14 protein-coding genes and 1 tRNA gene are annotated in these 13,500 nt (G+C 66.9%); 6 read left to right on the forward strand and 9 right to left on the reverse strand.

Annotation, left to right across the window (positions count from 1 at the left end):
* The first annotated feature begins 128 nt into the window (after positions 1-128).
* The 3 genes from L1892_RS01860 (at position 129) to L1892_RS01870 (ending at position 4,421) form a co-directional block, all read left to right on the forward strand.
* On the forward strand, positions 129-1,553 hold the full coding sequence (locus L1892_RS01860; RefSeq protein WP_235721740.1) for a hypothetical protein: 1,425 nt from the start codon (positions 129-131) through the stop codon (positions 1,551-1,553).
* A 9-nt stretch (positions 1,554-1,562) separates the two neighbouring features.
* On the forward strand, positions 1,563-2,906 hold the full coding sequence (locus L1892_RS01865) for a DUF2252 domain-containing protein (protein ID WP_235721741.1): 1,344 nt from the start codon (positions 1,563-1,565) through the stop codon (positions 2,904-2,906).
* 144 nt (positions 2,907-3,050) lie between these two features.
* On the forward strand, positions 3,051-4,421 hold the full coding sequence (locus L1892_RS01870; RefSeq protein ID WP_235721742.1) for a dipeptidase: 1,371 nt from the start codon (positions 3,051-3,053) through the stop codon (positions 4,419-4,421).
* Here L1892_RS01870 and L1892_RS01875 read toward each other — a convergent pair.
* The 3 genes from L1892_RS01875 to L1892_RS01885 form a co-directional block, all read right to left on the reverse strand.
* Positions 4,390-5,454 (reverse strand): acyl-CoA dehydrogenase family protein, encoded by a 1,065-nt coding sequence (locus L1892_RS01875; protein WP_235721743.1) that lies wholly within the window; start codon positions 5,452-5,454, stop codon positions 4,390-4,392. The two genes, L1892_RS01870 and L1892_RS01875, sit on opposite strands and share 32 nt — an antisense overlap.
* A gap of 48 nt (positions 5,455-5,502) precedes the next feature.
* Complete coding sequence (locus tag L1892_RS01880; RefSeq protein ID WP_235721744.1) at positions 5,503-6,129, reverse strand: lipocalin family protein; 627 nt, start codon at positions 6,127-6,129, stop codon at positions 5,503-5,505.
* 150 nt (positions 6,130-6,279) lie between these two features.
* Entirely contained in the window at positions 6,280-6,696 is a 417-nt protein-coding gene (locus L1892_RS01885; RefSeq protein WP_235721745.1) for a DUF7144 family membrane protein, read from the reverse strand.
* 201 nt (positions 6,697-6,897) lie between these two features.
* Here L1892_RS01885 and L1892_RS01890 point away from each other — a divergent pair.
* Positions 6,898-6,971: transfer RNA gene (locus L1892_RS01890), tRNA-Pro, on the forward strand.
* 129 nt (positions 6,972-7,100) lie between these two features.
* Here L1892_RS01890 and L1892_RS01895 read toward each other — a convergent pair.
* The 3 genes from L1892_RS01895 to L1892_RS01905 form a co-directional block, all read right to left on the reverse strand.
* Positions 7,101-7,310: a hypothetical protein gene (locus L1892_RS01895; protein WP_235721746.1), complete on the reverse strand. Its 210-nt coding sequence runs from the start codon at positions 7,308-7,310 to the stop codon at positions 7,101-7,103.
* Positions 7,311-7,406: 96 nt separating this feature from the next.
* Positions 7,407-8,435, reverse strand: a complete 1,029-nt coding sequence (locus L1892_RS01900) for a 2Fe-2S iron-sulfur cluster-binding protein (protein ID WP_235721747.1) — start codon at positions 8,433-8,435, stop codon at positions 7,407-7,409.
* Between the two features lie 2 nt (positions 8,436-8,437).
* Entirely contained in the window at positions 8,438-9,649 is a 1,212-nt protein-coding gene (locus tag L1892_RS01905; RefSeq protein ID WP_235721748.1) for a cytochrome P450, read from the reverse strand.
* 166 nt (positions 9,650-9,815) lie between these two features.
* Between L1892_RS01905 and L1892_RS01910 the strand changes: the two genes are divergently transcribed.
* Positions 9,816-10,781, forward strand: a complete 966-nt coding sequence (locus tag L1892_RS01910) for an AraC family transcriptional regulator (RefSeq protein WP_235721749.1) — start codon at positions 9,816-9,818, stop codon at positions 10,779-10,781.
* 1 nt (position 10,782) lies between these two features.
* Here L1892_RS01910 and L1892_RS01915 read toward each other — a convergent pair whose 3' ends face one another.
* Positions 10,783-11,184, reverse strand: coding sequence for a DUF7144 family membrane protein (locus tag L1892_RS01915; RefSeq protein ID WP_235721750.1), 402 nt, complete (start codon positions 11,182-11,184; stop codon positions 10,783-10,785).
* Positions 11,185-11,343: 159 nt separating this feature from the next.
* Here L1892_RS01915 and L1892_RS01920 point away from each other — a divergent pair, with 159 nt between their 5' ends.
* Positions 11,344-11,787, forward strand: coding sequence for a nitroreductase family deazaflavin-dependent oxidoreductase (locus tag L1892_RS01920; RefSeq protein ID WP_235721751.1), 444 nt, complete (start codon positions 11,344-11,346; stop codon positions 11,785-11,787).
* Position 11,788: 1 nt separating this feature from the next.
* On the opposite strand, the gene L1892_RS01925 is transcribed toward L1892_RS01920, so the two are convergent.
* Both L1892_RS01925 and L1892_RS01930 read right to left on the reverse strand, forming a co-directional pair.
* On the reverse strand, positions 11,789-12,493 hold the full coding sequence (locus L1892_RS01925) for a haloacid dehalogenase type II (protein ID WP_235721752.1): 705 nt from the start codon (positions 12,491-12,493) through the stop codon (positions 11,789-11,791).
* Positions 12,490-13,467 carry a metallophosphoesterase gene (locus tag L1892_RS01930; protein ID WP_235721753.1) on the reverse strand — a complete coding sequence of 326 codons (978 nt, stop codon included), beginning with the start codon at positions 13,465-13,467 and terminating at the stop codon, positions 12,490-12,492. The genes L1892_RS01925 and L1892_RS01930 overlap by 4 nt, the downstream gene beginning before the upstream one ends.
* Positions 13,468-13,500: the final 33 nt, after the last annotated feature.

Consider the following 13,500-nt stretch of genomic DNA (forward strand, 5'->3'; position numbering starts at 1 on the left):
GCAACCCAAAAGGCTGCTACGTTGGTGCCGCGGCGGGCATGTGAGCGCCGACGAGTTCGACGACCGCGACAGCGAAGGGGGCAATCGGTCCGATGTCACGCAGACGCGTGTGGTCGATTGTCATCGCCGTGACACTGATCGCGGCTCTCACCGTCGCGTCGCCGACGATCCGGTCGTCCGGGCCGGCGACCGAACTTGCCGAGGCCACCTCTGGCGTGGTCGCCGACGATGGGCCGGTGGACGGGGTCCTGGTCAGTCGCACATTGTTCCGCCACGCCGGCGCCGCGATCCTGATGCCCGCCAACACGAATGACGATGTTCGGCGGCGTGCGAAGGCCGCCGCGCGACGATACGACACCCCCACCCTGGCCGTCAGTCCGGCGCGACGCGCGGCCGTGCGCGCGGAACTCGCACGCCTGGCACCCGAGCGCGTCGTGGTGCTGGGTGCCGCCTCCTCCGTGGCGCGCGGGTTGACCGATGCCTTGGTCACCACCGACCCCGACGATCTCATCGAACAGCATGCGGCCCAACGTGGTACCACGCTCGTGTATCTCGGTGCCGACGCGTCCCCGGACGCGGCTTTCACCGCAGAGGCCGCCGGAGCGCAGGTCGTTCGGGTGCCCGTCGACGATCCGCGGTCCACCGGTGAGTCGGTCCGCATGTTGCGGGAACACCCGGACGCGACGGTGCGCGCATTCGGAACGGGCTTCGGTGACAGCCGCGCCTTCGCACGCCAGACCCGGGCGGCCCGCACCCAGCCCGAGCTCCCCGGCGGCGGCCAGCTCATCTTTCCCGGGCGGCGCCTGGTGGCGCTGTACGGCTCACCGGGTGATCCCTCACTCGGCCCGTTGGGTGCGCAGGGCGCGCAGGCGTCGGTCGAGCGGGTCGATCAGCTTGCGGCGCAGTATCGGCCGTTCAGCGCGACGCCGGTGGTGCCGGCCTTCGAGATCATCGCCACCGTCGCGTCGTCGCAACCCGGACCCGACGGGACGTATTCCAGCATGATCGACCCGCAGCGGCTCCGGCCGTGGGTGCAGGCCGCGCAGGACGCCGGGGTGTATGTGACACTCGATCTGCAGCCGGGGCGCGCCGACTTCCTGACGCAGGCCAAGCGCTACGCCTCGCTGCTCGCCGAACCGAACGTGGGACTGGCGCTCGACCCGGAATGGCGACTGAAACCCGATCAGGTGCACCTGACCCAGATCGGGTCCGTCGACGTCGACGAGGTCAACCGCACCTCGGCCTGGCTGGCCGACCTCACCCGTGCCCGGGGGCTTCCGCAGAAACTGCTCGTCGTACACGAATTCGACACCGACATGGTGGTCGGCCGCGACCGCCTCGACACCGCCCGACCCGAACTGCAGGTGGTGATCCACGCCGACGGCCACGGTAGTCCGCCGGTGAAGAAGGGAACATGGCAGCGGGTGATCGCCGATCTACCTGCGAACGTGTGGCTGGGGTGGAAGAATTTCTACACCGAGGACACCCCGACGTTCAGTCCGGCGCGGACCATGCAGGTGCGGCCCACACCGTCGTTCGTCTCGTATCAGTAGGAGGCGTCGATGACGGCGACCATCACCGATCTCGCCACGTGTGTGGACCAGGCCCAGCGGGGCGATCCGATCGAGATCCTCACCCGGCAGGCCACCTCGCGTGTGCCCGAACTCGTACCCGTCCGCAATTCCCGGATGGCGGCGACGCCGTTCACGTTCTACCGCGGCGCAGCGGCGGTGATGGCGGCCGACCTCGCCGCGGTGCCTCATTCCGGGATCATGACACAACTCTGCGGTGACGCTCATCTGAGCAACTTCGGTGTGTTCAACACCCCAGAGCGGCGGATGATCTTCGATCTCAACGACTTCGACGAGACCGCTCCTGGTCCGTTCGAGTGGGACGTGAAACGGCTGGCGGCCAGTTTCACCGTGGCCGGACGGGGAAGCGGCTTCGATGCCGCCACCACCCGACGGCACGCGCGCGACGTGGCCAAGTCGTATCAGAAGTGGATGACGGCCAGCGCGGCCATGTCGACGATGGACTGCTGGTATGCCCGCATCGACACCGAAGAGGTGTTGACGAAGGTGACCTCCAAACTCGACACCTCGACCGAGGCACGCACGCTGAAGGGGCTGCGGAAGGCGCAGCACCGCAACAGCACCCAGGCGGTGGCGAAACTCTGCGTGATCGATGCCGACGGCAATGTGCACATCCGTAGCGATCCGCCGCTGCTGGTCCCGATCCACGAGTTGTTCCCCGACAGCCACGCCGACGAGGTCGCCAACCGGATCGCGGGCCGGGTCGATGCCTACCGCACGATGTTGCCCGACCACATCCGGGCGTTGTTCGACCAGTTCACGATCGTCGACGTGGCGCGCAAGGTGGTGGGAGTGGGCAGCGTCGGCACTCGTGCCTGGATCGTGCTGATGCATGGCGCACGGTCCGACGATCCGCTGTTCCTGCAGATGAAGGAGGCGCAGCGCTCGGTGCTCGCCGACTACGTGCCCACTCAGCAGTACGCCAACCAGGGGCAGCGGGTCGTCGAGGGCCAGCGGCTGCTGCAGGCGGCCAGTGACGTGTTCCTCGGCTGGACCTCCGGACTCGACGAGAACGGCGAGAAGCGTGACCTGTACGTCCGGCAATTGCGTGACGGCAAGGGGTCGGTGGTGATCGAGGCGTTGAGTCCCGACGACATGAAGCTCTACGCGAAGTTGTGCGGTCGGGCACTGGCACATGCGCACGCCCGAACCGGTTCACGCCTCCAGATCGCCGAGTACCTCGGTAGCGCCAAGGGCTTCGCCGATGCCATCGCCGACTTCTCGGAGTCCTACGCCGACATCGACGAGGCCGACCATGCCGCGATGCTCGACGCGATCGCTGACGGTCGGCTGGAAACCCACGACCTGGTGTGACAGGCGATCGTGGTCTTGTGGTGAGCACCTGGTCCCTGAGGAGGCCGGAGCTTGGAGAGGCCGTCACGAAGGGCTGCCACCGCGCCTCACGCCTTACATCGTGACAGGCTGATGTCACGCCGATCCGATTGCGAGGGAGCGCCGATGACCGACGACACGACGACCGACGAGAGCCTGCGCGAGCGCGTGCGGGAATTGATGCCGCAGGCGAAGACCGAGCTCGCCGAGATGGTCGCGTTCGAATCCGTCTACGACCCCACCGGCACTCCGCCGGAGGACTGTGACCGGATGGTCGACTGGTTGCTCGGCACTTTCACCGAGTTGGGTTTCGGCGACGTCGAGTCGCATGTGACCGCCGATGGCAGCAAAGCGGTGACCGGGCACCTGGCCGGTCCCGACGATGCGCCGACGGTGTTGCTCTATTTCCACCATGATGTGCAGCCGCCCCTCGGTGCCGACGAGTGGGACTCGCCGGTCTGGGAACTCACCGAACGCAACGGTCGCTGGTACGGCCGCGGCGCAGCGGACTGCAAGGGCAACATCGCCGTGCACCTGGCTGCGTTGCGGGCGCTCGGCGGCGACATCCCGGTCAACATCACCATCGTCGGTGAGGGCTCGGAAGAGCAGGGCACCGGTGGCATGGAGGACTTCGTCCCGAAGCACCCGGACCTGTTGCGCGCCGACGCGATCCTGGTGTGCGACTCGGGGAATTTCGCAATCGGCCGGCCGAGCCTGACCACGAGCCTGCGGGGTATCGCCAACGTCGTGGTGACCGTCGAGACGCTTTCCTCGGCAATGCATTCCGGAATGTTCGGCGGAGCGGCACCGGATGCACTCGCCGCGCTCATCGCGATGCTCGCCTCGCTGCGCGACGCCGAGGGCAACACCACCGTCACCGGGCTGGACGCCTCGGCGACGTGGCCGGGCGTCGACTACCCGGTCGAGGCCTTCCGCACCGACGCCGGCGTCCTCGACGGGGTCGACGTGATCGGCTCGGGGGCGGTCGCCGACATGGTGTGGGCACGGCCGGCGGCGACCGTGCTCGGCATCGACTGCCCGCCGGTGGTGGGGTCGTCGGCGGCCGTGCAGCCGAAAGCGCGTGCGCGCATCAACCTGCGGGTGCCGCCCGGGATGGACGCCAAGGTCGCCCAACAGGCGCTCATCGACCATCTCACCGCGGCCGCCCCGTGGAACGTCCGGGTCTCCTTCGAGCGTGAAGCCGATGGCGCGCCGTTTCGCGGCACCACCTCCGGGCCCGGTTTCGACACGATGGTCGACGCGATGACCACGACCTACGGCACCGACGTCGTGCTGATGGGGCAGGGCGGTTCGATCCCGCTGTGCAACGTGTTCGCCGAAACCTATCCGGAAGCGGAGATCATGCTGCTCGGTGTGGAGGAACCGTCGTGCCTGATCCACGCGCCCAACGAGAGCGTCGATCCGGGCGAGATCGAGAACATGGCCATCGTCGAGGCCACCTTTCTCAGGGAGTACGCGCGGCGGGCGGCGCGCTGAACCTGTCCACCAGCAGCTCCTTCAACTGTGGTCTACTGGCCGCGACCAGCGTGAATGCGGCTTCGCGGGCGAGGCGTTCGGGATGGGCGCCGCGCAGCAGGGCCGCGCCGCCCTCGGCGGCGATCAGTGTGGCTGCCGCGTCGACGGCCAATTGTGCGCCGTCGGCACGTGCCGCGATCAGCGTGGCGGCGTCGGTGAGTCCGGCGTCCAGCGCAGTGCGGATGGTGCTGCCGCGGTCGCGCAATGCGCGAGCGGCCCGTGGGTGACCGCCGACGTCGAGCAGCGCGGCGCACCGCCGCACCACTCCAAGCGGGAGCGTGCCGTTGATCCGGACGCCGGTGTTCTGGTTGGCGAAGAAGTCGTCGAGGGTCACCCGGCTCACCATGCGATCGTCGGGGACGACCAGGCCGGTGACCGCCAGCGACACCGTGCGGGTCGCATCGGCGACGCCGAGGTGCAGGGGTTTGACGGTGATGGCGTCCGGCGGCTGCTGGATCGGCAGGATCGCCGCGAGCACGTCGTCGGTGTCCACATCACGGGCCGAGATCTGCAGCAGATCGACGATGCCCCAACCGCTCACGAACGGCGCATGGCCGTCGAAGCGCCACCCGCCGTCGACTCGGGTGGCGCGCATTCGTGGTGGGGTGGGGACCACTCCGGCATACGCCACGCCGGCGCGCAGCCGGCCGGCAACTGTTGCAGCGAACAATTCGTCACGTAGTCGTTGGTTGGCGGTGGTGGCCAGCGCGATGACCACACCGTGATGCTGGAGCCACGTGAAGGCGGTCGCCAGGCAGCCGCTCGCCATCACCTCACTGATCTCGATGACCTGACCGAAGTCGAGGCCCGGCCCGCCGGCGTCGACGGGTGCGGCAATTCCAAACAGGCCGGCCTCGGCGATCGTCGTCCAGTGCGAGGCAGGTACCGAACTTGTGCGATCGACGTCGGAGGCGGCGGGGAACAGCACGTCGTCGGCGACCCGGTAGGCGTCGGCGATCAGCTGGGTACGCCGGAGGTCGAGATCCGTACTCACCCGGCCAGCGTACGGCCGGGTGAGCACCGGATGCCTTCAGATGCAGTGTCAGACGGTGCAGAGCGGGGAGTAGTCGGTGCGGCCACCGGTGGTCGGGGACACCAAGAAGGTGCAGGAGTTGAATCCGGCCTTCTCCACCTGTCCGCGCAGCATCCGCAAGGTCTCGGTGGTGACGACCTTGTCCCGGGAGAGGACGAACCCGGAGAAGCGGGTCGGATCGCCGACGAGGGCGAACTGGTACGGGTCGTCGGGGGTGGCGCCGTCGGCGATCCACGTGACGATGTAGTTGGGTGCGTTGTTCGGATCGATGCTCACCGGAACCTGCGGGAACGACACGGACAGTTGTGCTTTGGTGACCGGGTCGACGACCTTCGCCTGACCCTTGACGCCGTTGGTCTGGCCCGTGAACGTGGTGCAGGTGTTCTCGACGCCGATCGTGGTCGCATCGATCAGGGTGTAGGTGGCCTTGGTGTCCTTGGCGCAGTTCAGATTGAAGAACGCCGGAATCGCCGCGAGCTGCCACCAGGACCCGAGATACCGCTCGGTGTCGAGCTTCGGGATCGGTTGCAGCGGTGCGGCAGTCGCCGGGCCGGTGCTCGCGACCAGGGCGGCGACGGCCAGGGCTGCGGTCGCGAGGAGGGTGAGCAGGCGTCGGATCGTGCGGGTGGTGCGCATCGTGCGGCTCCGTTCGGGTCATCGGAAGAACTCGGACACTGGATGAACGGAGGCGATTCGGAGACACGGCGTTGTCGGATGGGTCGCAAGTGAGAACACGCCGCCCGTCGGACCCGAGGGCCCGGCGGGCGGCGTGTACATGGAGGTGGGTCAGGCGATGTTCGACGGCTTCCACGTCGCGACCGCCCAGATCACCACGAGGTCGAGAGCGATGATCAGGATCGCCCACAGCGGGTAGTAGGGCAGCCACAGGAACTGGGCGATGATCGAGATGGAAGCGATGATGATCGCCGAGATCCGGGCCCAGTCGGCGCCGACCGCCAGCCCGCCCGCCACGATGATCGCCAGGATGCCGATGATCAGGTGAATCCAGCCCCACGTGGTGAGGTCGAATTTGTAGACATACTCCGCGCCGACCACGAACAGGTCGTCATTGGCCAACGCCGAGATGCCCTGGAAAACGGCGACGAGACCCGCGACGAACAGCAACGCGGCCGCGACGATGGAGATGCCGAAGGCGAAACCTTCCTTCGTGCTGTAGTTGATGTCCTGCTCAGGCGCGCTCATGTGGGTTCCCTTTCGGTACGGACGAGGTATATGAGACACAAGTGCTGGAATAACTCTAGTGGGCCGATGTGGACATAAGCCCACAAATACGCAGACTGCTCGTAACGGCTCCGTCACGGCGTTGCGATACGGCGATAGCGATCCTGACCAGGCGATTTAGTTCTGGCGGGGGCGTGGGGGTAAGCTATCGCAGGTTGCACACGGGGTGTGGCGCAGCTTGGTAGCGCGCTTCGTTCGGGACGAAGAGGTCGTGGGTTCGAATCCCGCCACCCCGACGCTAGGTTGAGATAGCAGAAGAAGCCCTGACCAGGAGAGATCCGGTCAGGGCTTCCTCGTTTTCGATACCAGTGAGGTGATCGTGCCGGCCAGCGGCACGTTCACCTCACTCGGCTCGGGGTGAGCCGTCAGGCATCCGCCGATGGATTGGCGTTGGTGCCGCCGTCGGACACTTCGAAGTTCTTCCACTCGCCGTTGTCGAACACCTGCATGGCCACGCCCAGCTGGTCGTCGGGTGCCTCCACGGTCTTCAACCAGTCGTACGCGCCGGTCGCGTCGGAGAACTCCTTGGTGTCGATGACATCGCCGTCGGCATTGACCACTCGATACTGCGCCATGCTCGTACTCCTATCGCTCTCGGGTGCTTCCCGTCGGCGCGATGCTCACAACGCGCCGCGTCCCGGCGGGTACCCGGGTGCGCGGACCCTCAACCATCACGCCGGCACCATGTCCGGCGCCGGAGCCGGGGTGTATTTCTCGCGATGGATGTTGCGGCCGGGCATTCGGCGCCGTTTGCAGGCCTTCACCCCGGCATCGACCATGGCGGGCGGACCACACAGGTACGCCGAGTAGCCCCGCAGGGAGTCGAAGTCGGCGAGCACGACGTCGCCGACGTAGCCGTGCCGGCCGAACCCGTCGTCACGACTCAGGCACGGGGTGTAGCGCAGCCCCGGATGCCGTTCGGTCAGCGTCTCCCAGAACTCCACGTCGTAGAGGTCGGACCGATGACGGACGCCGTGATACAGATGGATCTCGCGTTCGGGGTCGAGTTCGAGTGCGTGACGTGCGATCGACTTGAGCGGTGCCAACCCGGTGCCACCGGCCAGCAGGATCATCGGCGCATCCGCCTCGGTGTCGTGCACGAAGTCGCCCCACGGGCCGCGCATCTCGATCCGGTGGCCCTGATCGAGCGAGTCGAAGATCCACCGATCGGTGGCCACACCGTCGGGTACCCGGCGGACATGGAACTCCAGACGGTCGGCGCTGCTGGGGGGATTGGCCATCGAGTACTGACGGATATGACCGATGCCGGGCACGGTCACCTCGATGTACTGACCCGCCGAGAAGTCCAGTGGCTCATCGATGCCCACGGTGAGTTCGAGCGTGTCGTCGGCGATCTCGCGCACCTCGTGCACGACGCCGCTCAGGTCGCGCAGTGGATGGCCGGGCCCGGACCCGGCACCGCGCGGAACCTCGATCCGTGCATCCGATGTCGGCGACGATTGGCAGGCGAGGACGAATCCATCGGCCTGCTCGTCGGCGCCGAGCACCGTTTCCGACACGGCCGGCTGCTCGACGTTGCCGGACAACACTTTCACCTTGCAGGTTCCGCACGTGCCCTGGTTGCACGAGTTCGGCAGGTAGACGCCGCTGCGCAGGAACGCGTCCAGCAGGCGCTGTCCGGGAGCGCATGCCACGCTCCGCGGATCCGGGCCGGTCACCTCGACGGTGTGTGACGACATCGTCACACCTCCCACGTCGTGTGCAACGACGTCGGACCACGAAATCCCCATCCCCAGAACTCCACGTCGCCGGCGGTGTCGCGTTCGAGATTCGGGATCGAGTCGAACAGTTCCTCCAGGCCGATCCGGCACACGTGATTGGCGAAATAGATACCGGCGCAGGCATGATTGCCGGCGCCGAACGCCAGGTGGGGTAGCGGTGGTCGGGACAGGTCGTAGTCCGATGGTGCCTCGTACACCGAATGGTCGTGATTGGCCGAACCGTAGGACATCAGTACCACCGAGCCGGCCGGCAGCGCGACGCCCGCGACCTCGACGTCGGCGGTGCTGATCCGGGCGGTCGCCGACCAGATCGGCGACGTCCACCGCATTCCCTCGGAGATCGCCCGCGGGATCAGTCCCGGTTCGTCGACCACCTGTTCCATCTGATCGGGCCGGGTGAACAGGCCGACCAGGGTCGACGCCATCGCGTGGCCGGGTTCCTGCATCGCACCGAGCAGATAGACGAACAGGGTGGGGTAGATGTAGTCACGCTCGCGGGTCTGCCCCTCGGGCATACCGTCGTGCAGCCAATGGCTGATGGCGCTGTCGTCGGGGTTCTCGATCCAGTTGTCGATCAGCGGGTCGACGATGGCCCGGATCTCCGCTTTCGCCTCGTCACCCTCGCGGAAACCGTCCGGGTTGGTGAACTCCCCGTTCTCGTCGACGCCGGCGTTGGTGAATGACCGCGACAGCTTGTGGAACCACTCGCGCAGCTTGTCCGAACTCACCGACTGCAGACCGAGCAGATCGCCGAGTGCCCGCACCGACACCGGCTCGCAGTACTGCGCGACGAGTTCGGCGCTGCCCTCGTCCTCGAACGTCTCGAGATAGCGGCGTGCGATCGGTCGCACCAGGTCGTCGATCCATCGGTCCACCTCCTGCGGCTGCAGCGCCGGGTCGACCATCGAGCGGAGATCCTTGTGGATTTCGCCGTTGACCCCGATCACCGCCGGGTGGCCGAAGGTGCGCCCGCCGGCCTTGGTGATGATCGCCTCGAAGTCGCCTCTGGTGGCGATCTCCCGGCAGATCTCCGCGGTGCTCGCCACGTAGGAACCCAGAACCGGGACGTAGGCCAGCGGCGCCTCGCTGCGCAGCCGTTCGTAGACGGGGTAGGGATTGCGCTCCAGTTCGGTCATGGTGATGTCGTCGAGCCAGGACACGGTTGCGGTCATCAGCTTCTCCTCGTCGAAGGTCGGCCCGGGGGCCAGGTGTCGACAGACGCTATGCGCAGGTGTGGCGATTGATCGATACCGTTCACGCGGCCCCGAGACGGATCGCGCGATCAAGTTGTGATGTGCATCGCATATCAGGGGTTCCATGCGGTAGAACACAAAGACCATGTCCACATCCGAGCAGCCCGTGGGAACCCGGGATTGGGATACAGCGCACCGGGCGGTCGCCGGTGTTTATTTCCCGCACGAACTCCGTGCGTTGGACGAACGCGACGAGGTCGACCTGACCTTGCGCACGGTCGAACTCGGGGGCGTCACCATCGGTCGACTCACCTGGGGTGCCGCGGTCTCGATCGAATGCGACTATCCCGGTGCCTACGAGGTCAATGTGCCCATTTCGGGGCGGCTGCACTCGCGGGGGCACCACGACGAATTGGTCTCCGCGCCAGGTCAGGGCACCATCTTCACCGCGGACCAGCCGTCGTTGATCACTCGGTGGACCGCGGACTGTCAGGTGCTCGGCGTGAAGTTCGACGCCGAGCACCTCGAACGCGAGGCCGATCGGATTCGCGTGGCACCGATCCGTCGGCGCCTGTCGCTGCCGCCCCAGATCGACGTCTCCACCGACGCCGGCGCCTCGTGGCTGTCGCTGGTGACCGCGTTGTCGGCGCAGGCCCGCGAGCCGGTCGACCTCTTGGCCAACCCGCTGGTCGGCCCTCAACTGGCCAGCGCGGTGACCACTGCTTTCCTGCTGGCGGTGACCCCGGACTCCGCCGACCCCGACCACCAGATGCGACCGGGCATGGTGAAACGGGTGCTCGACGCGTTGCACGACGACCCGGGACGGCCCTGGACGTTGGCGGAGATGGCGGCGATCGGCGGAACCAGCGTGCGTCGGTTGCAGGAGGCGTTCGCACAATTCGTGGAGAGCTCGCCGACGAGGGCGCTCACCGACATTCGGCTCGATCGCGCACACGCCGACCTGGAGCGCGCCGAGGGCACCGTCGCCGACGCCGCCGCGCGCTGGGGGTTCAGCAGCCCGAGCCGTTTCGCCGCTGCCTACCGCCGCAGATACGGCGCGAGTCCCGCGCAGACGTTGCGAGGTCTGCGCGGGACTCGGCAGCCGGATTGAGTCAGACGGTCCGCCAGGTGGCCACGGCCCATATGATGACCAGGTCGATCGCGATCACCAGGATCGACCACCACGGAAAGTACGGCAGCCACAGGAAATTGATGATGATCGACAATGACGCGATGCAAATCGCGCCCACCCGCGCCCAGGCGGCGCCGGTGAACATCCCGATCGCGATCGCGATCGCGATGATGGACAGCACGATGTGGATCCAGCCCCAGGCCGTCAGGTTCAGCTGGTAGACGTACTCGGGTCCGACGACGAACAGGTCGTCTTTGGCGACCGCCGAGATGCCCTGCAGCAGTTCGAGGATGCCGCCGACGAGCAAGAGGATGGCCGCGCCGATGACGCCGACGGCCGCGAATCCCTGTTGGACTCGATGATCGGAGTGTTGAGTGGTCATGACGGTTCGCTTTCTCTCGATGGGTCGGGAGTGATGTCAGGTGACCTCATCGTGATCGTGGTCGCGACGGTGTGTGGTCCGCATCATCCGTTGTGGGTGATTGCGTGAAAGGTGAACGAGGGCGAGTCTTTCGTTCTGCGAACGAGATTGGGGTACATCATGAGTCTTTCTGCTCGACTGCTGCACACCCGCTGGGTGGTGCGTGCGCCCATCGTCGTGTTCCGGGCACATCTGGGCTTCGTGTTCGGCGGTCGGATGTTGTTGCTCGAACATGTCGGCCGTAGCTCCGGCGAGCCGCGCTATGTGGTGCTCGAAGCGGTGGAGCGTCCGAGTCCGGATCGAGTGGTCATCGCATCGGGCTTCGGCAGGACATCACAGTGGTTCAAGAACCTGCAGGCAGAACCGAACTGTCGCGTCTCCATCGGTCGGCGCCACCGCGTTCGGACCGTGGCGCGGGTGGTCGATGCTGCCGAAAGGGCCGAGATCGTCGCCCGTTATCGGCGTGATCACCCGAAGGCGTACGCCAAATTGTCCGGCGTCATCGAGGAATCGATCGGTAAGACCATCGATAAGGTGCCCTACGTCGAGCTGACGATGAGCTGACTCAGCAACCGAGTTGGTCGGCCAGGTCGCACAAATCAGTGGCGTGTACGTCGTTGTCGGCGGAACCGGTGTCGTCCTTCTCCTCGCCGCCCCACTCCAGTGGCCGTTCGACGAAGGCGGTGCGCAGGCCGAAAGATCGGGCCGCATCCAGATCACCTTGGTGCGTGGCGACCATCATCACCTCGGCCGGCTCCACTTCGAACAATGCGGCAAGGCCGCAGTAGGTTTCCCGTGCCGGCTTGTAGTGACCCCACAGATCCGAACCGCCCACGAAGTCCCAGTCGAATCCGTTGTGTCTGGCCATGTCGGTCAGCAGCGCGACGGTGCCATTGCTCAGGGCGCAGACGACGAAGCGTCCCTTGAGCCGGCGGATCCCCGGCGCCGCATCGGGCCAACCGGGGATGGTGCGCCAGGCGCGCACCAGCGATGTCGACGCGGCTTCGGTGAGGGCGACGCCGAACTGGTCGGCCACCTCGTGCAGCGTCTCGGTTTGCAAGTCGTCGAGCCGTCGCCAGCCGATTTCGCCGGATTCCACCCGAGCCAGGATGGGGCCGTAGCGACGGCGCCACTCCCGCGCGAATGCACCCGCGTCGAGGCCGGGGATCGTCGCCCGGACCGCGCCGGAGATGCCGGTGAACCAATCGGTGACGGTGCCGAAGGTGTCGAAGGCCAGGACCCGGACGCCGTCCACCGGGGACCGGGTCACGTGGGTTCGGAGGCCAGCTGCGGCAGCGAATGATCCTCGGCGAACGCGGCGTCGCCGTGCGAGACCGGGGTGAGCGTCAACAGGCTCGCCTCTGGCCGGCAGCAGAACCGCGCAGGTGCATATGGCGACGTTCCGAGACCAGCACTGACGTGCAGTTTCATCGACGTACCCCAGTTGGAGACACCCTTGACGCGGGAGCGATCCAGCTCGCAATTGGTGACCAGGGCCCCGACGAACGGCAGGCACAGCTGACCGCCGTGCGTGTGACCGGCCATGACCAGGTCGTAACCGTCGGCGGCGAACCGGTCCAACACGCGCGGTTCGGGAGAGTGGGTCAACCCCAGCCGCAGATGCGCCAGCGGGTTGGGACGGCCGGCGACGGTCTCGTAGCGGTCGCGTTCGATGTGCGGGTCGTCGACGCCGGCCGCCACCACGCGCACCCCGCCGACCTCGAGTTCGCGGACCGTGTGCGTGGCGTCGAGCCAGCCGCGCTCGGTGAACGCCGCACGCAGATCCTGCCAGGGCAGCGGCTGGCCGAACGACCGGGTGTGGTCGGTCTTGAAGTATTGGAACGGGTTCTTGGGCTTCGGACCGAAGTAGTCGTTGGAGCCGAACACGAACAGCCCGGGCCGCGACAGCAGGCCACCGAGCGACTGGATCACCGACGGCACCGCCTGCGGATGGGCGAGGTTGTCGCCGGTGTTGATCACCAGGTCCGGCTCCAGCGCCTCCAGCTCGGACACCCACGCCTGCTTGAGGCGCTGGTTGGGCATCATGTGCAGGTCGCTGATGTGCAGGACGCGCAGCGGCGCGGCGCCCGGCTCCAGCACGGCGAGCGTGTTGTGCCGCAACGTGAATGCGTTGCGCTCGATCACCGTCGAATAGAAGAGACCCGCAGCCGCCAGACCGGCCAGACCCCCGAGTGTCGGGGCAGCCGCGACGCGGCGGGTGAGGGCGTTGTCGAGGTGAGCCATTCACCCAGGATACGCAGATCCGGGTGTGGCCCG

The organism is Gordonia tangerina, from assembly GCF_021556435.1.
Lineage (GTDB): Bacteria > Actinomycetota > Actinomycetes > Mycobacteriales > Mycobacteriaceae > Gordonia > Gordonia tangerina.

Bases quoted from the DNA above. Each gene is read 5' to 3' on its own strand.
- L1892_RS01865 (WP_235721741.1), top strand. From the start codon at position 1,563: ATGACGGCGACCATCACCGATCTCGCCACGTGTGTGGACCAGGCCCAG.
- L1892_RS01870 (WP_235721742.1), top strand. From the start codon at position 3,051: ATGACCGACGACACGACGACCGACGAGAGCCTGCGCGAGCGCGTGCGG.
- L1892_RS01880 (WP_235721744.1), bottom strand. From the start codon at position 6,129: ATGCGCACCACCCGCACGATCCGACGCCTGCTCACCCTCCTCGCGACC.
- L1892_RS01885 (WP_235721745.1), bottom strand. From the start codon at position 6,696: ATGAGCGCGCCTGAGCAGGACATCAACTACAGCACGAAGGAAGGTTTC.
- L1892_RS01895 (WP_235721746.1), bottom strand. From the start codon at position 7,310: ATGGCGCAGTATCGAGTGGTCAATGCCGACGGCGATGTCATCGACACC.
- L1892_RS01900 (WP_235721747.1), bottom strand. From the start codon at position 8,435: ATGTCGTCACACACCGTCGAGGTGACCGGCCCGGATCCGCGGAGCGTG.
- L1892_RS01905 (WP_235721748.1), bottom strand. From the start codon at position 9,649: ATGACCGCAACCGTGTCCTGGCTCGACGACATCACCATGACCGAACTG.
- L1892_RS01910 (WP_235721749.1), top strand. From the start codon at position 9,816: ATGTCCACATCCGAGCAGCCCGTGGGAACCCGGGATTGGGATACAGCG.
- L1892_RS01915 (WP_235721750.1), bottom strand. From the start codon at position 11,184: ATGACCACTCAACACTCCGATCATCGAGTCCAACAGGGATTCGCGGCC.
- L1892_RS01920 (WP_235721751.1), top strand. From the start codon at position 11,344: ATGAGTCTTTCTGCTCGACTGCTGCACACCCGCTGGGTGGTGCGTGCG.
- L1892_RS01930 (WP_235721753.1), bottom strand. From the start codon at position 13,467: ATGGCTCACCTCGACAACGCCCTCACCCGCCGCGTCGCGGCTGCCCCG.